14 protein-coding genes and 1 tRNA gene are annotated in these 24237 nt (G+C 56.8%); 10 read left to right on the forward strand and 5 right to left on the reverse strand.

Annotation, left to right across the window (positions count from 1 at the left end; all coding sequences use genetic code 11):
• Positions 1-10 precede the first annotated feature (10 nt).
• The 5 genes from Poly21_RS03230 to Poly21_RS03250 all read left to right on the forward strand — a co-directional run bounded on the left by Poly21_RS03230 (position 11) and on the right by Poly21_RS03250 (position 8802).
• On the forward strand, positions 11-688 hold the full coding sequence (locus tag Poly21_RS03230) for a DUF456 domain-containing protein (RefSeq protein WP_146405556.1): 678 nt from the start codon (positions 11-13) through the stop codon (positions 686-688).
• Between the two features lie 82 nt (positions 689-770).
• On the forward strand, positions 771-4349 hold the full coding sequence (gene smc / locus Poly21_RS03235) for a chromosome segregation protein SMC (RefSeq protein WP_146405557.1): 3579 nt from the start codon (positions 771-773) through the stop codon (positions 4347-4349).
• A 620-nt stretch (positions 4350-4969) separates the two neighbouring features.
• Positions 4970-6343: an excinuclease ABC subunit UvrC gene (locus Poly21_RS03240; protein WP_302118442.1), complete on the forward strand. Its 1374-nt coding sequence runs from the start codon at positions 4970-4972 to the stop codon at positions 6341-6343.
• A gap of 192 nt (positions 6344-6535) precedes the next feature.
• Positions 6536-7942, forward strand: a complete 1407-nt coding sequence (gene hflX, locus Poly21_RS03245) for a GTPase HflX (protein ID WP_146405559.1) — start codon at positions 6536-6538, stop codon at positions 7940-7942.
• Between the two features lie 5 nt (positions 7943-7947).
• Entirely contained in the window at positions 7948-8802 is an 855-nt protein-coding gene (locus tag Poly21_RS03250) for an SDR family NAD(P)-dependent oxidoreductase (RefSeq protein WP_146406826.1), read from the forward strand.
• 181 nt (positions 8803-8983) lie between these two features.
• Here Poly21_RS03250 and Poly21_RS03255 read toward each other — a convergent pair whose 3' ends face one another.
• Complete coding sequence (locus tag Poly21_RS03255) at positions 8984-10945, reverse strand: glycerophosphodiester phosphodiesterase family protein (RefSeq protein WP_146405560.1); 1962 nt, start codon at positions 10943-10945, stop codon at positions 8984-8986.
• A gap of 420 nt (positions 10946-11365) precedes the next feature.
• Here Poly21_RS03255 and Poly21_RS03260 point away from each other — a divergent pair, with 420 nt between their 5' ends.
• A complete protein-coding gene (locus tag Poly21_RS03260; protein WP_146405561.1) occupies positions 11366-12805 on the forward strand; it encodes a sulfatase family protein in 1440 nt (479 codons plus the stop codon).
• 179 nt (positions 12806-12984) lie between these two features.
• Here the strand turns inward: Poly21_RS03260 and Poly21_RS03265 are convergent, their stop codons facing one another.
• Positions 12985-13860 (reverse strand): DNA adenine methylase, encoded by an 876-nt coding sequence (locus Poly21_RS03265; protein ID WP_146405562.1) that lies wholly within the window; start codon positions 13858-13860, stop codon positions 12985-12987.
• 333 nt (positions 13861-14193) lie between these two features.
• Between Poly21_RS03265 and Poly21_RS03270 the strand changes: the two genes are divergently transcribed.
• Positions 14194-15081: a VOC family protein gene (locus Poly21_RS03270; protein ID WP_146405563.1), complete on the forward strand. Its 888-nt coding sequence runs from the start codon at positions 14194-14196 to the stop codon at positions 15079-15081.
• A gap of 174 nt (positions 15082-15255) precedes the next feature.
• On the opposite strand, the gene Poly21_RS03275 is transcribed toward Poly21_RS03270, so the two are convergent.
• From Poly21_RS03275 to Poly21_RS03285, 3 genes are all read right to left on the reverse strand, one after another.
• Positions 15256-16902, reverse strand: coding sequence for a multiheme c-type cytochrome (locus Poly21_RS03275; protein WP_302117380.1), 1647 nt, complete (start codon positions 16900-16902; stop codon positions 15256-15258).
• Positions 16903-17058: 156 nt separating this feature from the next.
• On the reverse strand, positions 17059-18345 hold the full coding sequence (locus tag Poly21_RS03280; protein WP_146405565.1) for a DUF1573 domain-containing protein: 1287 nt from the start codon (positions 18343-18345) through the stop codon (positions 17059-17061).
• Positions 18346-18556: 211 nt separating this feature from the next.
• Positions 18557-19213 carry a metallophosphoesterase family protein gene (locus tag Poly21_RS03285; protein ID WP_146405566.1) on the reverse strand — a complete coding sequence of 219 codons (657 nt, stop codon included), beginning with the start codon at positions 19211-19213 and terminating at the stop codon, positions 18557-18559.
• 156 nt (positions 19214-19369) lie between these two features.
• On the opposite strand from Poly21_RS03285, the gene Poly21_RS03290 reads away from it, so the two are divergent.
• The 3 genes from Poly21_RS03290 (at position 19370) to Poly21_RS03300 (ending at position 23464) form a co-directional block, all read left to right on the forward strand.
• A complete protein-coding gene (locus Poly21_RS03290) occupies positions 19370-21454 on the forward strand; it encodes a vWA domain-containing protein (RefSeq protein ID WP_146405567.1) in 2085 nt (694 codons plus the stop codon).
• A gap of 153 nt (positions 21455-21607) precedes the next feature.
• On the forward strand, positions 21608-23107 hold the full coding sequence (locus tag Poly21_RS03295) for a PLP-dependent aminotransferase family protein (protein ID WP_146405568.1): 1500 nt from the start codon (positions 21608-21610) through the stop codon (positions 23105-23107).
• A 283-nt stretch (positions 23108-23390) separates the two neighbouring features.
• A tRNA-Pro gene (locus Poly21_RS03300) sits at positions 23391-23464 on the forward strand.
• Positions 23465-24237: the final 773 nt, after the last annotated feature.

Consider the following 24237-nt stretch of genomic DNA (forward strand, 5'->3'; position numbering starts at 1 on the left):
TCATGGAACCATGATCGAACCAACCGATTTTCTTCACAATCTCATGGCGGGGGTGGCGACACAGTTGATCGCCGAGAGCGTTTCGGATCCCGCGCCCGATCCGGGGTGGTTATTGCAATTGCAGGAATCTGCCAGGCCTGTGGTTACATCGGGGGGGACGTTTCTGATCGCTACCGTACTGGTCCTGATCTGTCTGGGAGCATGGTTGCTCAATTTGATCGCCTTGCCTGGCAATTGGCTGGCGGTTTTGGCGATGGGAGTCTACGCCTGGCTAGGACCCGAATCGGGCCGAGGTCAGCTCGGCCTGGTGCCGTTGGGCCTAGCATTTTTAGCGGCGATTCTGGGCGAAATCGTTGAGTTCGCTGCTGGAGCGGTCGGTGCAAGTCGCGCCGGGGCTAGTCGACGGGGGACCATCATGGCCATCGGTGGTTCCATGATGGGTGCGATCGCAGGTGGCATCATTGGTCTACCCATCCCGGTGATCGGCCCAGTCCTCGCTGCGTTATTGTTTGGGGGATTGGGCGCCACTGCTGGGGCCATGCTGGCGGAATGGCAGGATGGGAAGCCTTGGCGAGAGAATTGGCGGATCGGCCACGCCGCATTTTGGGGACGAACAACAGGCACGGTTGGCAAAATGTTGATTGGAATCTTGATCGTGCTGATTTGCCTGATCGCTGTGCTGATCTAGGATTTTCCGAGGAATTTGGCTAATCTGACAGCAGTTTCCGTGATTTCCAATTCTTCCACTCTCGGCCTGCTGCCTCTTATTTATGCTCAAAGCGCTCGAGCTGGCCGGATTCAAGAGTTTTGCGGATCGAACCCGCTTTGATTTTCCTGATGGGATCACCGTCGTGGTTGGGCCCAATGGGTCCGGGAAATCGAACATCGTCGATGCCATGAAGTGGGTGCTGGGGAGCCAGAGCGCAAAAAGTTTGCGTGGGAAAGACATGTCCGACGTGATCTTCAAAGGATCGCAGACGCGTGGCCCCGCCGGTGCCGCTGAGGCGACCATCATCTTCGATAATACGGGCGGCGAACTCCCTGTGGACGCCCCCGAGGTCCACGTTACACGCCGCGTATATCGCAGCGGTGAAGGCGAGTACCTGATCAACAACCAAGCGGTCCGGTTGAAAGATATCCGTGCGTTGATTCGCGGTACCGGGATCGGCATTGACGCCTACAGCCTCATCGAGCAGGGCAAAGTCGATCGGATGCTGCAGGCGAATGCGAAGGACCGCCGCGCGATTTTCGAAGAAGCCGCCGGCATCAGCCGCTTCAAGGCAAAAAAAGTGGAGGCGGAGCGGCGATTGGCCCGCGTCCAACAGAACCTGACGCGACTGGGAGACATCGTCGATGAAGTTGCCACGCGCCTGAAGACGCTCAAAAGCCAGGCTGGAAAAGCGGAACGATACCGCCAGGCGAGTGATCGCCTCAAAGAACTACGTACCGTCGTCGCCTGGACCGATTGGCTGGCGTTGTGCGATGAATTGAAATCGGCACAGCAGCGATTGACCGACGCCACAGCTGAGCATACCCGCCTGGAGGCGGAACGCGAGTCGCTCGAGGAACAGCGTCAAACCGCCGAACAGGGGCTACAGGCGATTGCCGACGAAGCTCGTGATGCGGAGCGGACGCGCGGCGAACTGTCCGGCGAAGTTGCGCGACTGCAAGGCCGCCGCGAATCAGACCAGACCACGTTCGTCGAGCAGCGACGAGCGCTCGCCAGTCATTACCGCCGCTTGCGAGTCACTCGCACGGCATCCGGAAATGCGACCGCCGATCTGCAGAAAGCCATTTCAGACTGGGAGCTCGCCCAAACCCAAGCTGCTGAGGTGCTCGCGAAGAAGCAACAGATTACCGCCGATCGTGATCGCTTCCAAAGCCAAGTCCATGCCATCGCGGATCGGCGTGACGAGTTGCAGCGAGAGCACTTGGCGTCGGTCAGACGCGTTGCTGATCACGAGGCTAACCGTCAGAGAGTCTCCCAGCAGATCGTCGAGGCCAAACGGGCAATCGCTGAAACACAGCGAAGCCTTGAGGTTGCCCAGGAAAACCTGTGTGCTGCCCAGGAAGAATACGAAGCTGCCAATGCTCAAGTAGCCCAGCTCGTTGCTGAAATCGCCACATCCCAAAAACACGTCGAGATCGCAGACGCGAAACTTGCCGAAACTCGCCGCGTGTTCGAACGGCGGCGGGATGAAGTCGGGTCGCTGAAGATTCGCCTGCAAGGGATCACGGAACGTGCCAAGGTGCTCGGTGAGCTCGAAGCACGGCACGATGGGGTCAGCGGCGGTGTGCGTGAAATTTTGACATTGCCGGAAGGTCCACTCCGCAGCCAGTTGGTCGGTCTGGTCGCAGAGTGTTTTGACGTCGATCGACAGGTTGCTATGCTGATTGATGCCGCCCTGGGCCCGCGCAGCCAATACGTGATCGTGCGTGGTGCGGCGATCCACGACGCCATCGCTGCAGGTGAGCTACAGGTTCCCAGCCGAGTGGGGATCATCCGCTTGGATGAATTGCCCAACCGCCGCCCCGGCGATCAGATTCGGCTCGATGGGCTCGCAGGAGTGATTGGACGGGCAGATCGCATGGTCGAGTGCCATGCCGATCTGCAGCCACTGGTCCGTCACCTACTGGGAAACACTTGGCTGGTCGATTCCATCACGACCGCCATGGGACTTCGAAAACTCTCAGGGGCTGGCCTGCGATTCGTCACGGCTTCCGGCGACCTGCTCGATAACGATGGATCATGCGTCCTCGGCCCTCCCGGTGGCGAAAGTGGGCTCATCAGTCGCCGCAGCGAGCTGCAAGCAGCGCGGTCGGAGATGCAGCACTACGGATTCCAGATCAACGAAGGCGAAAAGGAACTCGCTCGTCTGGCCGGTGAGATTGACGAGCATGCAGCCGAATTCGGTCGTCACGAACAGGCTCAACGCAATTGGATCACCGCTCATGCCGCTGCGGAGGCTCGCAGCCATCACGTGGCTGAGCGGTTGGCCGCGAGGCAGGCGTCAGTCGATCAATTCAGCATCGCCAGTCGCGAACACCAACAGTCCCACGACCTCGCCAAGCAGCAAGACAGCAAACTGCAGGCGGCCATTGACGAGGGGAAATCGGCTATCGATCAGCTCGAACAGCAACGCTCAGCAATTGAATCGGAACTGAGTGATGCGACTGCGGAATTGCAAGCCGTGCAGAGCGAAGCGATGAACGTGTCGGTCGAATCGGCAAGGTTAGAACAACAGGTGGAATCGCTCGCGACGGCTGCCGAGGTAGCACGCCGAGACCAGACTCAACGTGAGGCAGCCAAACAGGAATTACGCGACGCGATCGCGCACACTCGGTCGCGCCTTGCCCAAGTGGAAGCCAGCATCGTTGGCGCAGACGATCGTTTGGCCGAACGATTGATTGCCATGGAGGCCGTCGACGAACAACTTCGCCAGTTCGCTCACCGCGCCGCATCACAGCGTGCTGTGGCGAAGTCCGTGCAAGCGAAATCGCAGGCTGGCGCAAAGGCCGCGACCGCGGCCACGGAAGCCATGGCATCGATTTCCTCGGCACGCGATGCTGCGGAACTCAAACGCACGACGCTCGCTGAGCGAATTGCCGAAGACTACAGCATCGATCTGCGAAATGACGAGCCGCCCGAAGAACTCGCTGAAATCGAGGACCGCGACGAGGTCGATGCGGAAATCAGCAAACTTCGCACAGCAGTCCAAAATGTCGGATCGGTCAATATGGAAGCTCTCGAAGAGCTCAATGAGCTGCAGGTTCGCTATGATGAGCTGCATGGGCAATACCAAGACCTGACCGCGGCCAAGGATTCCCTCCAACGAGTGATCGCGCGGATCAACGCGGACTCGCGACGCTTGTTCCTTGATACGCTCGAAGCGATCCGGCAAAACTTTCAAAAGCTCTATCGAAAGTCATTCGGCGGTGGACATGCGGATTTGGTGCTGGAAGAGTGCGACGACCCGCTCGAAGCCGGTGTGGAAATTGTCGCCACCCCGCCCGGCAAACCCAGTTTCAGTAACTCGCTTCTTTCCGGTGGTGAGAAGGCCCTGACCGCGGTCGCGCTGCTGATGTCCATCTTCCAGTACCGCCCCAGTCCGTTCTGTGTCCTCGACGAAGTCGACGCGCCTTTCGATGAAGCCAACATTGGCCGATTCGTGACCGTGCTCAATGAGTTTCTCGATCAATCCAAATTCGTCGTCGTCACTCACAGCAAAAAAACGATGACCGCAGCAACCACTTTGTATGGCGTTACCATGCAAGAGTCCGGTGTCAGCAAACAGGTCTCGATCCGCTTCGAGGATGTCAGCGAGGACGGCCAAATCAGCGCGGCATGAGCGAGATTCAGGCGACGCCCGGTGATGTCGCTGCCTGATTGGCATCGCTGCCTCATACTCGTTCATTCGCACGCGAGTCGTCCCCTGTTGCCCAACGCTTACGGGCAATCTGCCATTCTGCGCTCGCATGCTGGAACACTACTTTGCCGCCTGTGCAGTCGACAACATGTATCATGCCGGCTGAGCTTGGGCGGGCAGCACGCCATTCAAAGGCACCAAGCACACCGCCTCGTATTTTGGAGGCACTCGCAACCCCATGGTCATTTCATGGCCACAGGTGCTTCGCCTCAGTCCCATTCCACGCTCCCAGTTTTCTCATGTCGTAGATAGTTTCAAGTAGTCAACAGTGGCGTAGTGCGAATGGTTTTTTCCTAAGAAATAATCATGTTGGAAAAGGCGAATCCTGATCTGCGGCGTGATTCAGAGGACGCGTGCGAACTCCGCGCATGCTCATGGGGGCAACGACGGCGCGTGCGGGGGGACCGGCAAGCCAAATCGGGCGTCCGCTCTGGCGGTAAAATCGATTTCCCAAAAGTATGGCTGGAGTGGTACAATCGCATCTGCTGTGACGATGACTTGTCCCAGAAATCCACCATGACCCCTCACCCACGGACGGACGCCTGAACGACCCTTCATCCCCTGAACCTGCCGCTGAGCCTCCCGAGTCCGCTGCCACCTTCGAGTTCAAGGGGCATGCGCACGCGGCGGCGAAGGTAAAAACGTTTCCCAACGAGCCTGGTGTCTATTTGATGAAGGACGCTGCCGGGGTCGTGATCTACGTTGGCAAAGCAAAGAATCTTCGCAACCGCGCGGGTAGCTATTTTCTCAAAGCCGCCGAGGTGGATGCTCGCACAGCCAGCTGGATTCCCGATATTGCGGACATCGACTTCGTCCAGTGCGAGAGCGAGGTCGACGCGTTGCTGATGGAGTCGAGGCTGATTAAAGACATCCAGCCTCGGAACAACAAAGACCTCAAAGACGATAAATCATTCCCCTACCTGATGATCACGACACGCGAAGAGTTTCCGCGCGTCGAGGTCACACGCGAACCGAAAACGTCGGGCGTGAAACTGTACGGACCGTTTACCAGTGCCGGGGCGTTGCGGGGGGCGATCCAGGTGATGCAGCGGATTTTTAAATTTCGCACCTGCACGCTCGACATCAGCGAATCGGACGAGAAATGGAAATGGTTTCGCCCGTGCCTGCTAGCGAGCATCAACCAGTGCACCGCCCCCTGTAATTTTCGTATCAGCAAGGAGGACTATCGCCGCGATATTAAACGCTTGCAAACGTTTCTCGACGGTGGCAAAACGAAACTGATCAAAGACATGAAGGCGGAAATGGCGACCGCCAGTGCTGAACTGGAGTTCGAACGAGCCGCGGTGCTGCGTGACGAGATTCAAATGCTCGAGCGGTTGTCCGAACGTGGTGAACTCGATACCCATGCTCAGCCGGAGGTTTTTTATATCGATCCCAAAAAGGGACTCGCGGGATTGAAGAAAGTCCTGCGGTTGAATGAAACTCCGCGGGTGATTGAGGGCGTCGACATTGCGCATCTCGGTGGCAATGAAACGGTCGCTTCGCTGGTCCAGTTCATCGATGGCTTACCGTTCAAGCCAGGCTATCGTCGATACAAAATTCAGGACGTCAAAGGCGTCGACGATTTTCGTAGCATTTACGAGGTCGTGTCACGACGATTCCGACGCCTGAGCGATTCGGGTGATGCATTCCCTGATATTTTGCTGATCGACGGAGGGAAAGGGCAATTGAGTGCTGCGATGGCAGCGTTTCGAGATCAACAAATCACGCCACCGACCGTGATTTCCCTCGCGAAACGCGACGAAGAGATATTTCGGCCTGGAAATCCCGAGCCGCTCCGATTGAGTAAGAACGCCTTTGCACTAAGGCTATTGCAGTACGTTCGCGACGAATCGCATCGTTTTGCCCAGCATTACCACCACATATTGCGAAATCGGTCGACTTTCGATCGCTAAGCTCGGATTGATCTTCGAACCTTTGCCCGCGACAAACTGTCTGTCAATGAGTTAACATGAAAGCGTCTCTGTAGCTACCGTCACCCGGCGTCGGGCAGGGCCGCGATAATGCGATCTGTGTCCCACCGAGCACGGCTACGGACTCAATCACTTTTTTAATCATTCTCTCCAACCGGAGTCCCCATCCACCTCGTGTCTCATCCACACAATTCTTCGGACCTGATCTCGCTGGTCGACAACGGTCCCGAACGCAGCATTCTGGCGCGTCTCATTCTTCCTGATGTGGTCGTCGATGACGATCCGTTGGAAGAACTCCACGGTTTGGCGACGACGGCTGGTACGGAGGTCGTCGACGAGCTGACTCAGCGGCGTGGGACGCCTGATCATTCGACTTATCTTGGTAAGGGTAAAGTTGAAGAACTCCGCTTAATGGTCGAGCGGCATGAAGCGCATGTCATCTTTTTTGATAACGATTTGTCGCCCGCGCAGGTCCGCAATTTAGAGAAAGCGACCCATGCGAAGGTCATCGATCGGACTGAATTGATTCTCGATATCTTTGCTGCGGGAGCGCGGACCCACGAATCGCGGCTGGCCGTCGAATTGGCGCAGCTAGAGTATTCGCTTCCCCGGCTGAAGCGGATGTGGACTCACCTGTCACGACAATCGATGGGCGTGGGCATGCGAGGGCCCGGTGAGAAACAACTCGAGGTCGACAGGCGACTGGCCCAGAAACGCATCCATGATCTAAAAGTTGAACTTGAGAAAGTCGAGTCGCGACGGGAGCGGCAAGTTGCCAGTCGTAATGAGATTCCAACGATCTCATTGGTCGGTTACACCAACGCGGGTAAAAGCACGTTAATGAATGCACTGACCGGTGCGGGTGTGCTCGCTGAAGACAAGTTGTTTGCGACTCTGGAAACTCGAACTCGTCGTTGGCACCTGCCCAATTGGGGGCATGTTCTGCTGAGTGACACCGTCGGCTTCATTCGAGATCTCCCTCACTCCTTGGTCGCCAGCTTCAAGTCAACGTTGGAGGAGACCCGGCAAGCCGACTTGTTGATGCACGTGGCCGACGCCAGCAGTCCTCAGGTGTTCGAGCAGATCACTGCCGTTTATCAAGTTCTCGAAGAGCTCGGCATCGAAGAGAAAGACACCCTGCTCGTGCTCAATAAGATCGACTCGATCAACGGTCCGAGAACGCTCAATCGTGTGCTTGATCGCTATCCCCACGCCATTCCCGTCAGTGCGAAAACGCACACGGGCCTCACGCCGCTCTGCGAAGCTGTGGGTGCGGCGCTGGCAAAGGAGTTCCTCGACGTGGAGATTGATGTCGCACATCATGACGGCAAGCTGCTGGCATATTTATCTGCCAAGGGTAAAGTCGAATCACGGGATTTTCATGATTCGCATGTCACCGTCCGCGTACGAATGCCTGCGGGCGCCATGGGAGAAGTCCACCGCTCGGCAATTCGAGTTGTGCCTACCCAGCTGACGATTCGCGGCGACGGAGGTACTGCCGAACACGATGCCGTGGAAGACGACACTACGCAAGAGCCGACAGGTGACCAAGCCAGCGCACACTCGAGCGAGGTTGCTTGAGGCGGATGACAGAGGCATGGTCATCAATCGCCGCATGGGCGTTCTGGCGAAAACGTCGCTGGCATTGGCGAGCGGATCGAAGCTTGGCCATCGTGACCGGCGCCAGTAGTGGAATCGGACGCGAACTGACCTTGTTGTTGGCCAGCCAAAACTGCCGCGTGATTGCAGTTGCGCGCCGGGGCGACCGTCTCGACGAGATCGTGTCCCGGGCAGCACATGGAAACGTCGTCCCCATTGTCGGCGATGTTACCGATGCAGAGACCCGAGATGCCGCGATGAATCAGGTACTCAAACTCGGTGGTGGTCGACTTGACCTATTGGTTAACAACGCGGGCATCGGCGGGATCGGCCCGTTTGCCGAAGCGGAATCGCAGCGGATGCGACAGATTATGGAAGTCAACTTTTTTGCCGCGACGGAATGGACCCGGGCCGCAATCCCCCTCTTGAAGTCTTCCACCGAGAACCAGTCCCAACGCTGCTGCACCCCAGTGATCTGTAACATCGGCAGTGTGCTGGGGCACTGCGCCGTACCGGACAAGAGCGAGTACTGCGCCAGTAAGTTTGCGCTCCACGGATGGACAGATTCTCTCCGCGCCGAGCTCAGTTCACATGGTATCGCCGTGGTGCTGGTTAGCCCCAGTACGACACGAAGTGAGTTTTTCGAATCACTCGTTGGCACTGACGCCAACCAACAATCCAAAAGCTTCGGCAGTTGGCCACCCGATCGCGTAGCCCACTCTACCCTGGCCGCCATCAAGGCCTGTCGACGAGAAGTCATCCTGAGTTTCGCTGGCAAAGCCCTAGTGTACGGCGATCGTATCGCTCCGTCGCTGATGAGCAAAGCACTCGCCAAACGGTGAACGCTCGCCTTAGGCTGTCTACAGAAAGTCGTGGATCGCTCCGCCGATCCACCATCGTGATCGCGGGGCGATCAGCGACCATTCCCACGGGCGGTTTCAACGAAATGCCGACAATGCTTTGTCGCTCACCGAGATGAATTTCGTCGCAAGCGGTACAGGCGCCGTCGTAGCTGCCCGCGAATTAGGGTGTTTCTTCACCTACCATCTGTGGTCCCAGTTCTCGGAATAGGTTCACCCACGACAGCCAGATGGCGTTGTGAATTGTGGCTGTGCCGGACTCTTGAAGCCTTGTCAGTTCGGTGGGAGATTCGTCCGGCCAGTGGCCGATCCAGCCGTCGGCAATGCCGTGGCTTTTTAGCAAGAAGTCTCGTTCGTCATCAACGCTGCAACTCAAAGGAAATGTCTCGCCAATCACGATGGGCTTCCCCCAATCATACTTTTTGAGGAGTTCAATTTCTGCATCGACCTTGTCGGTCTTGGGATAGAGGTGTGGCGAAACGAAATCGAGTTCCTCGGCGGCGACCTTGTAGACGCCAGGAAATGGCAGCATGCCCAACGTGATCAAATGTGTCTGATCTTGCGAGCGAATAGCGGCCACCATTTTCCGAGTCCACTGCCGAAAAATTTCATCACCGTTTCGCTCCTGGGCGTCGAGACTCAGTCGTTGACAGAATTCTACATAGCCCATTCTTCCTAAATACCAGCCTTCTTCCGGTGTCCCGATTGCCCCTGGCTCGTTGACGAGGTCGTATGCGAATACGGCTGGGCTGTCGGCGCACGTTCGCGCAATGGTTTGCCAGAAAAAGGCTTGGGTTTCCCAACGCTGGGCTTCCTCGAGAGAGTCATACCAAGCCATCCGGTCGTCGATTTGGTAGCAAGCCAGCCCAGTGATCATCAAGTGAATGCCTGCCCCTTGAGCAATCCCCAAGAGCCGTCTCAGCAGGGCGAGTCCCTCGGGGTCCGCTTCCTGGGGGCCTTTCATCAATCGCGGCATCTCTGGATGGACGCGCGCCACCGTCGTTCCAGCAGCACGCATTTCGGTGAACTCTCGCTGCACGCGGGCGGGGTCGTTGGCCAATCGCTCCATGAGGTCGACCGAAGCGTAATTGTGCCCCCAGGGTACGTATCGCTTCCTCGAGGGATGTAGGATAAACCCGCCTGCATCAGGGTCGACCTGAACTGTTTCCAATGTCGATTCGCGCCAGCTTGTAGGAGCTGCTTTCGCCAAGATAGTTCCGACTTCAATGGGGCGGTCGGTCTCAATGACGTCAATGCCCATCTGCAAGAGTTCACGATAACTCGCCTCAAGGTCGGCTGGTTGCCTGGCACGATCAATTACAATCTGTTGATCAAGGTTGCGAGATGTGCCTGACATGCAGCGCGCACCCTCATCGTGGATGCGCTGAATCAGCTCTTGGTCATGTGAAGGTTGATGGCCAATGAAGGCGAGGATGTTGCCCCAAGGCACACCAGACGTCTCAAATGCTTGGAGCTTCTTGCGATCACCCAGCATGACCTCCATACAGATGTTTTTGTCAAGTTGATGGCATCGCTTCGCCTCTGCGATATTGTTGACAATCAACATCACAAACCCCTGTGCATTGTGCTCGATGATTTTCTGAACTCGCAGATCGAGCGGAACATCCTTCTGATCGAGCACAAGAATTGTTCTTCCTCGCGCCCATGTGATTGCTTCGTCAAGCGTGGGAATTCGGTACTCCGTAACTGTACCGTCGATATCCTTCAAATACAGGTTTTTAAGTTCCTCCAGCGTGGCGTCTCTGACTAAGCCAGTCCCCGTAGTGGTCCGGTCAAGGGTCGCATCATGAAGGAGCACAATTTGGCCGTCCTTCGTCAGACGGGGATCTACCTCCATCATCGAGGGCTCGTTGCGTAGGCTATGCTCAAACGTTTCAATCGCATTTTCGGGAAGCCCTCGCCCCGGACCTCCACGATGGGCACTGATGATGACCAACGGGGGCCCATCATATCGCAGTTGGGCCTGCAATTCGGTGGCAGTGAGCGGAGCAATCCAGCGGGGGTTGGCGGCCGTCTGGGCACTGCAAACGCTGGAGATTGCTGCGGCGGTGATCAACGTTACGATCGGAACTGCCAAGCGTGACACGCTGATTGATTTTGTCATCTTAAATCCATTGGCATACGAGAATAGCGTTCGGCCCAACCCTGTGCGGTACGGTGATGGGTCTACCGCAACTATTTTAGAAGCTGGCAGGCGAGCAAAGCGTGTCGCTAGACGCTCCGCAGCCCGTTGTTCGGCGAGCGGCTCTTCCCCGCCCAATTGCTGAGGGGGACGTTGTATTGTAGAGGATCCGTCGCTATCAGCGGGAGCGATTCGAAGTTCGAACTCATATATTCACTCGTATCGCATTTGCAATTCGGGAACGCAACGAGTCGTACTGATGTGGCGAACCTGCAGACGGAACCGCCCGTCAGATGGGATCGGCACTCATTTTCGGTTAGATTGGTTTTCCGGCCAAACGGATTGTTTGGTTTTCCGGTCAGCCCCTACTCTGGCGGCGTTTTCCTTCGGTAGTGATCAATCATGGTACTTCGCGCAGCAATAATCTTAGTCCTCGCAACGGGGATGTTGCCGTCTCCATACCTGCAACCCGTCACCGGAGATGACGGGGAGCGGATGAATATTCTGCTGATAACCGCCGACGACCTAGGACTGCAATTGAATTGCTATGGGGATAACACCGTCGCGATGCCGCATTTAGATGCGTTGGCACAACGCAGCGTACGATTCGAGACGGCGTACGTCGCTCAGGCGTCCTGCAGCTCTTCCCGATCTGCGATGTTGACCGGCACGTATCCTCACACGAACGGGCAGTATGGGTTGGCAAACGCTGACGTGGGTTTTCATGTCCGCCCCGAAATCATTCAACAATCAATCCCAAATGTGTTGAAACGTCACGGCTACTACACGGGCGTGATCGGCAAACTTCACGTGGATCCGGAACAGGAATTTGCACTCGACGTGCATACCAAAGAAGGTTTTGGAAGTCGTGACGTCGTGCGCCAAGTGGCGTTGGCAGAAGACTTTTGGCGGGAGTCCAGCGACCAGCCATGGTTTTTGATGTTCAACGTATTTGATCCCCACGTGATGGGAAAGAGGCCTCCAGGCCAACCAGCGTTCCCTGATGTCGTCAAGGGAATTCCGGCGGATCCCATCGCCCCCGATGACGTAACGGCCTGGCCTTGGCAGGATGTTGATACGCCAGTGACACGCAAACGAATCGCGGGCTACTACAACTGCGTCCAGCGCGTCGACGCGGCTGTTGGCCGGCTATTGAAATCGCTCGATAATAGCGGTCAACGCGAGCGAACGCTGGTGATTTTTTTAGGCGATCATGGGCCTCCATTCTCGCGAGGCAAAACGACGTGTTATGAAGCTGGTTTACGAGTGCCTTTCCTGCTCGACTGGCCGGGGCTGAGCGACGCACATGTGTCACCGAAACTAGTCAGCGCTGTCGACATCGCGCCTACCGTATTTGATGCCGCTGGAGTTGAAACACCCGCCATCGTCCAAGGAAACTCATTGCGCGCCGTTGCGCAGCGACATCCCACGTCAACCTGGCGTGACACATTGGTGGGAGAGTTCCACTTTCATGGAGCGTCATCGTTCTATCCCACGCGCGCGATTACTGACGGACGGTACAAACTGATTTATCGTTTGCCTGGCAGCATCGGCAACGCGATTGTGTCGGTCGACGGAGACCCATCGAACCGTGAGGTCGCAAAACTGCCGAGCGACCATCCTGCGCATCCGTTGTATCAAAAACTTCGCGAGCCACCTCCACTGGAACTTTTCGATTTGGCAAGCGATCCCCATGAACTTGTCAATCTCGCGGGCGATTCCGCAGCGGCGGACATTGAAACGCGTCTAAAAGCGGCACTGGAAAGCTGGCAGGAGTCCACTAACGATCCCTTTCGCGATGCAGCATTTCGTAACGCGGTGGGGCGCAAGTTCACGAAGTAGCTAAACACGCTCAGATGTTGACGTGACGCCGAAAGGTTATCTCGGTTGGAATCGAATCCTGAAAGTTGGCATCCCCAAACGCTTACGCCAGTCCAATCGTGGGCAGAGCGAGCGTAGGAAAAAAGTCCCAGGACTCAGCGAGAATTGGCAACCGAGCACTTTCAGGCTGGCGATGGTACTTAAAAATTGCACCATAGACATTCGGTTTTCTTCTCCTTTACCTTCCCCGATGCAGCCTTATTGTCGATCAGAAACTCGTGGCGATTCCACCCATGTTTTCTTTCCCATTTCGTATACAGCTCGCTCGGGTATCCGCTCAACATGAATTTTCCTTGGATTGCCGAAAGCGTCTCAAGGAGTTCCTCATGTTCCACGAGGGTCATTTCAAATGCATACTCACCGGTAGTCGCACGCGTCTCGTGAACATAGGGCGGATCGCAATAAAACAATGTCTTCGTACCATCTTGCTTGCGAATGACACCCACGGCGTTTTGATTGAGGATCACGACGCCTTTTAGTCGCTGATGTACATCGGGTAAGCCCTGGACCACATTGAGCCATGCCGAGGCCTGTTCGTTCACCCGACCACGGGTGCGATTTCTCGACAACGTCGCGAAGTCTTTCATCAATCCTTGGCGGGACTGCCGCGCCAGAATAAAAAAATGGACCGCGCGTTCGAGTGGTGATCGATCCGATGCAGCGCCCGCGTCCGGCGAAAGCTCTTTTGCTTGATCAAACTCATCTTCGCTGAAGGGGGTCATCTCCACTCGCTGCCGGAATGCTTCGAAGTGCTCTGCCGATTGCAGCACTCGCCAGAAATTGATTAGTTCACCGTGCAGATCGTTGACGACTTCACTGCTTCCTTTTTCGGCAGCGGTGAGTTTCTCATCGCCGACAGCCATCCAGTCGCGATTCGGATCGCGAGCCAGAAGGATGCCGCCACCACCGAAAAACGGCTCGACATAGTGTAGGTGTGGCGGCATCAAACCAATGATCCAGCTCCGCAGATAGTATTTGCCGCCATGCCACTTCAGGGGCTGCGTCAATTTCGTCATGGGTCACTTTCCCCTCAGGCATCAAAAATCGGATTCGCGATGTTGGAAAAGATACCGCCGTGGCGATTCTGTACCAGACGACATGAGATGAGATCTTGCCAGACTGCCGCATAAAGCTGGCTTTGCCTAGGAATACCTCGGTCGGGGTGAGCCGAAAGGCGCCTGTCGCTGGAATCCCGCACGCTGCGCAGAGTTGCCCGATGATCTTAGGATAGATTAGCTGTGGAAGCTTTTTCCGGACAGTGTCGATTGGAGTGACGGTGGTTCGACTAACTATCGAGCGACGACAATGCGCGCTCGGAGAGTCGGACCGTAGAATCAACAGGAGCCGGAATGATGAAGTTTGTTTGCATGGGATATAGTGACGAGAAGAAGTACGATGCGATGTCTGAGGTGGACAGGCAGCGTATGCTAGAAGAGTGTTTCGCCTATGACGATGAGTTGAGGCGGGGTGGGCACTTTCGCGGGGGCGAGGCACTGCAATCGGCGCCCAACGCAGTGATGCTGCGAATGAACAACGGTTCAGTCGAAGTGACAGATGGACCCTATGCCGAGACCAAGGAAATGCTTGGTGGGTTGCTGTTGCTCGAGGCTCGTGACTTGAATCACGCAGTAGCATTAATGTCGAAACATCCCGGTGTAGCAGTGGGGCCCTTCGAGATTCGTCCTGTTGCTGCAGAGCTCAACGATCAAATTGCTGCTCGCGATGCCGCTATTGCCCACACTCCGAGCTCAAGAGACGAGAAGACGAGCAACAGAATCTGCTTGTGGTACAACGGCGACGCGGAAGACGCAGCACAGTTTTATGCCAAAACTTTTCCTGACTCCTCTGTCGACGCAGTGCATCGAGCGCCGGGAAACTATCCAGCTGGCAAAGACGGCGATGTGCTGACTGTTGAGTTCACGGTGATGGGGATTCCATGCCTTGGGCTCAACGGCGGTCCTGGTGTGGAGCACAATTGGGCGTTCTCATTTCAAGTCGCGACTTCCGACCAAGCCGAAACCGATCGCTATTGGAATGCCATCGTCGGCAATGGCGGTGAGGAAAGTCAGTGCGGGTGGTGCAAAGACCAATGGGGGGTGAACTGGCAGATCACGCCGGTCATCTTGACCCGCGCGGTTACCGGCTCGGACACGGCTGCTGCCAAACGCGCCTTCGATGCGATGATGCAGATGAAAAAGATTGACGTCGCTGCAATCGAGGCCGCAGTTCGCGGTTGATTTTCGTATCACCGTGAAGACGCGCGGTTTCCTCGCCGGTGAGTCGAGTTAGTACGTCCATTCGGCGCAAGTATCGATTGCCACCCTAGATGGATCGAGAGTGGGGTTGCCAATGAACTGCGATCGAGTGCAGTCAGCGACACAGCGGACCGCGAGCGAATAGCAGGACGCTAACTAATCGAGCCCATAGTGCTCGATCTCGGCCCAATAGTCTTCGAAAGCGTCTTCCTTGTGGAAGTCGGGGCTGTTGTCCAGGTCATGGCATTCCATGCATTTCTCACGCGCCTTGGCCAGCGGCAGCCTCATTGCCTTGCGAAGCTGCTCCCGTCGCGCATCCGAGACATCAAGCTCTCCATTCTCGACGGCAGCGTGCGATGCCCCTGGGCCGTGGCAATTCTCGCAACCATTGCCATGAAGATGCTTGTCCACCTCTAGATTCAGGTATCCCGAAACGTAGGGATGATAGTTTTGCGCGTTCCACCCAGTGACGTGGCACGAGATGCACTCAGGATCAAAGTGACGCGGCACGTCTCCCCGCTCACCAGGATGGACCAGGCTCTCGGTGGCATTGAAGTGCGGCGAATCTTTCCAGATGTCATAAGCGGTGGTGTGGCATTCTCCGCAGGCTTCGGACCCGACAAACTTTTCGCCCGTGGGGTGTGGGATCGGTTTAATACCCAGGTTTTCCAAACCAAGGTCTCGGAGCTGGGATTGGTACTCAGCCATCAGCTGACGCATCTCTGGAGCATCGCCAAAGGAATCATCTAGCGGGACGCGGGCGTAACGCAGCTGGGAGTCTTTGTAGAGACCCACCAACCCAACATACATGCCCTTATCTCCCGTCAATATCAACTTGGTGGCAGTGCCTTCAATGGTCTGGGGTTGGTAGGACGGTTCGCCATAGCCGCCGGCGACAACAATCAGATCAAAACCAGGAACTTGCCGTGCCAATTGCTTCGCAGTGTCTTCCTTCCCATAGAAAGTCAGCACTTTGAAATTCAGATGGTTGTTTCTCAGCGTTTCCAACACGGTTCGTGCCGACACGATCGGATCGTTGAGCGTGATATCCTCGCTCAGCGGGGAAGTCAGCGAGGCGGGATCGAGAATGCTCGTAACGCCAACCCGAAATCCGTCGCGATCGATGATGCGGTGGCTCTGCATGAGCGAAGGGTCCAGCAGCACCACGTTAGCGGAGCAGTAGAGTGCGTCCTCCGGCGTCTCGGCCGCTGCCTCTTGGATCAAGTCGCCCACGCCGATGCGCATATCGTCGGGACCAAAGCCGACAGCATCGTATTTCATCTCCCGGAGTGCTTCGAGTGAGCGATGGAATTTGATCTCAGCTTGGCGACCAAATCGTCGGACTAAGTTCCCCGCGTCGATCGGCACGAGTTTCCAACCGGACTGGCGAAGCTGGGTGGCAAAGGTCATCCGCCTCGCCACGCCGCCTTTCTGATTCTCCAAACCGGTGCATCCACATGGTTCGATGTAGCCATGCTGTTGACCCGTGACGAATAACGTTAGGTCGGGAACGGGCCACGTGGTGTAGTCGATCGGCCCCGATAAGCCATCGCTGGAAGGTGAGGCTTTTTCGGCGGTGTCCCCCACAGGAGGCTTTCGCGCAACATGGGAAGGCTCTGCATCACCGGTCCGGGCAGGATCGACTCCCGAGAGCTTCTGTTTCTCCGCAGGACGTTGCGGAGCCAGTTCGGTGGTTCCGGTTTGCTCATCGCCCGGCTGCGTGGATACCGAAGTAGCTTGATCGCTGGGCTGATCGTGCAGGGGCGGTTCGCTGCGGGGTGTTGAACGTGACGAGGTCGTCATGTCCGCGGGTGAGCAACCCGTCAATCCCAGCAGCAATATCGGCAACAACCATCGTCTTCGGTGCAACCGACGGCAACTCAGAGGGGCTTGGCAGCGGGGTGAATCTGGGGTGCGCATGAGTTTCCTTGGTCAGTGCGATGGGAGATGTTCCCTAGCCTACCGCGCCGGCAACGCAAATTTCAGTATCAATTTCAGCGCGGGAACGAGTGGGTCATCCGATTCGATCATCACGGATCCGTAATCCCCTTTGTTCATTCCGAGACGATCAATGGCTACGGTTCCTGGCTTGAGCTCCAATTCCAGTGGGAACAGCGTCATATTGCCTTGGCGGATTGGCTCACCAAGTTTAGCTTCCACGTTCTCAGCTGGCTTTATTTCCCCGATGGATAGCTTCGCGTCCGCATGCTCGGCCCCCTTCAGCCGCACAAATGCTTTGGCGGTCAGGGGATCGTCCTTACCTAAAATGCCAAAGTCGAACACATATCCGCCGCCGGAAACTCCCTTCAAGCGAGAATTGGGCAGCATGCTCAGCGCCCCTACGATTCGACCACTGACTGGAATGTAGACGGCTCGCTTTCCTACGGAGCTCTCGCCTTCGCCCTGACTCTCGGTCGCCTCTGCGTTCTCATTATCGTCGGCAGACGCCTCGTCGCTTGACTGTGCCTGCAATGTCAGCATCACGCTGGACGTGATCGGACCCTGTTTAAGTCCGGGATGAATGGTGCCGTGAACGTGGAATCCTTGAGAGGCGGTTGCGTTGATTCCATCTTGTTCGCTCGGTTCAAACGGGGTGACTTCGAAATCGGTGAGCTCGTTGATCGGGTCGTCAATGATCTTGATTTCACCAGCATCCATGGGGGCGTCCATGAAGCTGAACACGTTGACGTCGAACGGGATATCTTCGCCTGCGGCAACGTCGCCGAGCAGGACTTCTTCAGGGAACAGCTTCACGTCTCGGACAACCGTGCCCTTGATTTCAAAACGAATGGCGATGTTATTCGGGTCATTGGTGCGGAGTTCCGCAGATTGGCCAAACGTGTTCTCACTTGTCAGTACCGTCCAGCTCATCGTGACTTCAGTCTGTTCGCCCGGTTCGAGCGACTCATCCCCCAGTTCCCCGACGGTGCATTTACATGTCGACGCGCCCACTTTGAGCACCAAGGATTCATCGCCGACGTTCTTGACGACAAAGACGTGCTCGCCTTTTTCGTCCGGCCGCATCACGCCGAAATCAAATGTATGTCCATCGGGCAACTCTACCTTGGGCAGTTTCTTAGACCACTCTTTTTCGAGTGTTGCCATCGCATTGCTGGCGTCAATGTCGCCACGGTAGCTAATAGGCCCAAATGCGGGCTCGTAATGACCGTAGCGGCGTTCATTGATCGTGAGCGCGACCGCAACCCCGATCGCGGCGAAGATCAGGCATGCAATGAGAGTCTTCATGGGCGTGAAAGCCAAGCAACTGGAACAGAACGGGTAAAATTGCCATTAAAATGGGGCTTGGTCGCTACGCCTCCACGGGCCACCTGGTTCGGTGTTTTTTGTCGGGCAAACGAGCGAACTGAGCAGAGATTCCTGCTGGAATGTGGGCGTTCTGATGGCAGATGGCGACGACCGTCCAATTTTGTTCACGAAATTTCCCAAGGCCCCATGCCTACAGCAGGACACCTTCAGGGGTCGACTGCCAAATCCGTTTAGATGGCAATTCCATCGCCGTCAGCAATCCGCCCCCGTAGCACTTGGTGTCCAAGCAGATCAAATGGCCCACGTCAACGATCTGCGCGTCTGGATTTGCGGTATGCCCCACGACGGCGACGCGTCCGCTCATGTGTCGCTCGGGAATCCCCTCTCGCAGCGAATACCATCGCAACATATCGACGGGCTGTTCTTCGAGCGACAGATGCGGATCGTAGGCCGCATGTGTGAAAAAGAAGTCGTCATGGACAAAATAATCGCCCAACGAATCAAAAAACTCTAGATGCTCGGGGGGTAGGAAGTCTAAATCACCGTTAAAATGATAGCTGTCGAGAGTTTCAATACCGCCGAATTTTAGCCAGGCATGATGGGGCTCGAGACCGCGTACGACATCAAGCATCATCTCCTCATGGTTGCCCATTAACGCGACAATCTGAGTTTTTTGGCCCCATTGAATCAGGGTATCGATCACGCCCTTGGAGTCAGGCCCGCGATCAACGTAGTCACCCAGTGCCACGATAATATCGTTCTCGGTCGGCGCAATCGCTTGCAGCAGCGTCTGCAGCGGCACGTTGTAGCCGTGGATGTCTCCAATCGCGATCAGTCGTCCGTTCAAATTTTTTCTCCGCGTTTTTACGAGCCCCCCGATCGATTCGGATATACTCGGCAAGAGTACAAATCATCGCAGAAAACGTTCCAATGTTAAGCCCACTAGCTTTGATCACCCATCGCTCATCTTCCGTTTCGTCTCCTCCCGGCCCCCTTCAGCGATATGCCTGCACCCTCGGCTGATTCATTGAGCACTTCAGACGTCACTGGCGAGTCAGACGCCATTGGCACTTCAGACGCTATTGGCACTTCAGGCGCCTCTGGAGATGATCCGGTGCTGCCGTCCGAACGCGAAGCCTTTTGGGACTCCGATGAAACGGTCGCCATGATCGGCAGCATGCAGGTCCATATCATCATCTTTTTGGCCCTGGCGCTCGTCCAGTTTCACAAGCCGTTCGATGAGAACGCCGTCGTGGTGGTTTCCCCACCGCCCCAGTACGAGGAGAAACTGGAGGTGATCGAGGAAATTGTCGTCAGCGAAACGCCCCAGACCGAGGTTGGCGTTGATGCCATGGCCGAACTGGATCTGGCCGAAGCTTCGGCGGACGTATACGCCGAGGTCGCAGACATCCCCAACCCCATCGACCTGCAGCCGACCGAATTGGGGCAGATCATGGTCAACAAAATCTTCAGCCAACCCGTCGCCCCGCAAAAGCGGCTGGAAACGGTGAAAGGGAGTACCGGCGTCGGCGTCGCCGGTGCCCAGGGCGCGGTCGACCAGATCACTGCTGAAATTCTGTTCGCCGCTGAGGAGCGGCCGACCCTCGTGGTCTGGCTATTCGACCAGAGTGGCTCGCTCACGCGGCAGCGCGCTGATATTCGTGACCGCTTCGATCGCATTTACGATGAACTCGGGATCATGCAGAAAACGCGTGAGAACAAGCACCTAAATCCTGACGAGGAACGCATCCTCACCTCCATCATCGGCTTCGGTGAGAAGGTGGAACTCTATACCGAGGAACCTATCTCGGATCTGGCGGAAATTAAGCAGATTGTCGACAAGCTGCCCGTAGACAGTTCCGGCGTCGAGCGCGTCTTCACGGCGATCGAATCGGCGGCGAAACAGTACAAGTCTCTCCGCCGTGATGTGGGCCCGCGAGGTCCGAAACGCAATGTCCTCTTTGTCGTGGTCACTGACGAACGCGGTGACGACTACAACCGATTGGAGACCTCGATCACGTCTTGCCGCCAACTCGGCGTGCCCGTCTACGTGATCGGTGTGCCAGCTCCCTTTGGCCGCGAACATACGCTCGTTAAATACGTCGATCCCGATCCCAAGTACGACCAGTCACCCCAGTGGGCGCAGGTCGATCAAGGCCCCGAAACGTTCTTGCCCGAGCGCATCCAGTTGAGCTTCAGCGGCAACTTTGATGACGAACCTGTCATCGATAGTGGTTTCGGTCCCTACGGCCTCACCCGTCTGTGCTATGAGACCGGTGGTACCTACTTCACTGTACACCCCAATCGCAATACGTCCCGGCAAGTCAGGCGGGGTGAGATCGAAGCATTTTCTGCGGACATGAAGTACTTTTTCGATCCGACGGCGATGGCCCGCTACAGCCCCGACTACCTCTCGCAAGCCGACTATGTCAGTGCCGTCAAACGTAGCCCACTGAGAATGGCACTGGTACAAGCGGCTACGATTCCTAATGTCACCGGGATTCAGCGTCCACGGCTGCGGTTTGTCAAAACAAGCGAAGCACAGCTGGCTGGCGACCTGACGAACGCTCAGCAAGACGCCGCGCCCCTCGAACCAACCCTGGTACGACTGGCGGCGACGTTAGAACCCGGCCTCAAAGGCCGTGAGGACGAAACCAGTCCTCGCTGGCGGGCAGGGTTTGATCTCGCCTATGGCCGGGTGCTGGCGCAAAAGGTCCGGACGGAAACCTATAATGCCGTCTTGGCCCAAGCCAAACAGGGCATGCCGTTTGCTGACCCTAAGAATAACACCTGGATCCTCGAGCCCAGTGACCAAATCAGCGTCGGTAGTAAATGGCAGCGCGAAGCAGATTCCGCCCGCGAATTCCTCACTCGCGTCGTTGAAGAGAATCCTGGGACGCCATGGGCACTGTTGGCACAACGCGAGTTGGATGTCCCAATTGGCTGGCAATGGAAGGAAGACTTTACCGATCTCAAGCCCCGAAATGAGGGTGGCGGTGGCAATAATAACAACAATAATAACGTTCCTAAGGACGATGAGCGTAGAATGCTCAATCGTGCTCCCAAACGTCCCGTTCCCAAGTTGTAGCCGTGGACTGAGTCGCTGCGCTCTTGAGAGCATGCGATGGTCCTCGCGGGCGACTCCGGACTGTAGTTCGCGGCTCCGTTTCAACGGATACTCGCCAAACTGCTCGCTGGGATTTGTGCTCCTCTTTCCTCCTTCCCGTTCAATCGTGATCTCATGGCTCTGCCTCCCTGGACCGTTGACCTCCTTCGCCGCGGTGTGGCTGATCTCGCTCGACAAGTCACTGATCACGAGGCTGCCACTTCGCTGAAAGAGCACGCGAGCAAAATGGTGGACGAGTTGCCGAAAGCCGCCCGCGAGAAAGTTGGATCGATTCTGCGGCAGGCCGAAGCGCGAGCACAGCCTTTGAAGGATGCGTGGCAAAGTGGCGATTGGTGGAGTGACAATTCTGTCTCGCTAAGCCCTTCCCGGATTATCAACGGCACAGGATGGTTGCTCGATGAGCGCGGTAGCGGTGTCGGGCTGCCCTCCGATGCACTCGCCGCTGCGATCCCACACCTCTCCGGCGATGCCGCTCGAGATCCCGATCTGCCTGCGCGGCTGAGTGACGAAATTGCCGCAGCGATCGCCAACCGTCGAAGTCATAGTCCCGCCAGCGCCTGTCCTCTGGGGGCGATCGTCACCAATTCTCTCGACGCCTCGCTCGCGCTTGTTGCCACGCTCGGCGGCCGCGGAGGTTGCATCTGGGTACCACGTAGTGCCGCCTATCCGATGTATCGGCCGGCTCCTGGTGGTGCTCGTCCTGCACGGCTGCTGGTCGATCGGTTGCGTGGATTCGCCCGCGGCGCCGTCCGGGAGTTCGGGTATGTCAACGGCGGTGAGGATTGGCCGAGCGACGAGGTATTGCATCGGCATGCCGATCACCCCGGCCGACCACCGAAACCCAGCGCTGCCACTGATTCGTCTCAGTTGAGCCGGACAAGCCAAAATGTCGTCGTCCGAATGTCTTCATCCAAATCGCACCCGCCTGCTGGGGCCGACCCCGGCGATGACTGGATCGAAGTGGCCGTGTTGCCTATCGCGAGTGTCTTTCCGCTTGATGCATCAACTCCCGTTTCCAGTGTGATCGATGAGCTCGATCGGGGCGCCGATGTTGTTGTGCTGGCAGGGAGTGTACTGGCGGGGATGCCTGACCTCAGCCTGGTTGTTGGTAATGACGAAATAATCAAACGGATGCGTCAGTGCTCTACTTTCCAACTCGTCGATGCGCCCACTGCCATGATTGCAACCGTGGCCGCATCGGTTGCCGCGCAAGCCAAAGGGCAAAGCCCCGTGGGCCAGCTCATCGGTGTCTCGGAAGACAACTTGACCGACCGGGCGCAACGACTGGCGACCCAGCTCAGCGGTTGCGATTGGGTCACCGGGACACGTATCACGGAGTACCCCGCCCGTATTGGCGTCGCCGAAACTGGATGCGGCGAATCGCATCCCGCTGAACCGAACGGTGATCCCGCAGCCACCGAATCGATCGCGTCACGCCAAGTCGTGCTGACACTCGATCCGGCACGAGACGCCAACGCAGTGGCCCAACGCTTGGCCAACGGCGCAACAGGCCTACTCTGCCGAGTCGACAACAACGAGCTAATCATTGATCTCCGCTGGATCACCCCCGAGCAACAAGCTCAGATCAGCGACATCGCTTGCAAGCTTCAGTAGCCAAGTTTCCTCGCGACTCGGGCGCTGAGCACACGCACCCACCAATGAGTCGCCGGTGGAAATCCACGGGTCGATACCGCTCTCGGTTGCTCAGTTTTCGGCGTCTCGATTAACACCGTTTGGGAACCGCTCGTGATGGCGTCTGGGCTGATTTCATGGCAAGCGGTTTCTCCGTGCCACAGTGATTCCGCGAGCCGTAATCGGTCCGGGCAAAACCCGCGAGAGAATTAGAATCGGTATCTTGACGAACTCAAATTCAGTAACGACGATGAACATCCATCATCGGGGCGTGGCTCAGCCTGGTAGAGCGCTGCGTTCGGGACGCAGAGGTCGCAAGTTCAAATCTTGTCGCCCCGATTTCGTAAGGTGTTTCCCGGCAAGGGCTTAGGTCGCCTGGTCGGTGATACCTTTTTGGCCGATTCACTGGTGATACCTTCGGTGATACTCTCGGTGATACCTTTGGGACGACGGAGGGTAGCTGGGCGACCCTGAAACGGCCTGTCAGCCCAAGCGGCGAAGACGTCTCGACACGGCCTGCATATGGCCTGAGCTTCATCGCTTCGACTACGCTCTCGCTAAGGCTGGAGACCGCCGTCCATTCAGGCTTAACGCCCGGTTAGTTGACGGACAGCACCGGGCCCAATGGGGCGAAGCCCTGATCCTATTGCTGGGTCAGGACCACTGTCGTAGCCGCCTTGGCCCAGCTGATCTTTGAAGAGGCTCCCGACCCGCTCGCCACTGACGATCCGCTCGCAGGCTAGATTGATGGGCTTTAGGAACCCGACTCCGCCGCTTTGGTGAGCGCGAGTGCAGTTCTGCGGGCATGTTCTTGTCCTGTCCGTGCCCGGCGGGAAATCACCAGAAACGGCCTGAGGATACTGTCAGCGGATCCCGTGCCTGGCCTCAGAGGTTGACTCCAATGGATCTCGGTTTCTTGATGCGGGTCATAGCCGCACGGCTCGCTCTCGGTGGCCAGTCGGCGAACGTGATTCGTAGAACTGCTAGACGTTGCGGATCATAACCCCGACCTGGACTTGGGACCGCTCAATCACGTTTTGTTGCGTCGAACCCTGCCACGTGCCCACTGTAGAAGACGTTCCGCATCGCCGCGAAAATGAACGCGTCTGCTT

This window comes from Allorhodopirellula heiligendammensis (assembly GCF_007860105.1).
Classification (GTDB): Bacteria; Planctomycetota; Planctomycetia; order Pirellulales; family Pirellulaceae; genus Rhodopirellula; species Rhodopirellula heiligendammensis.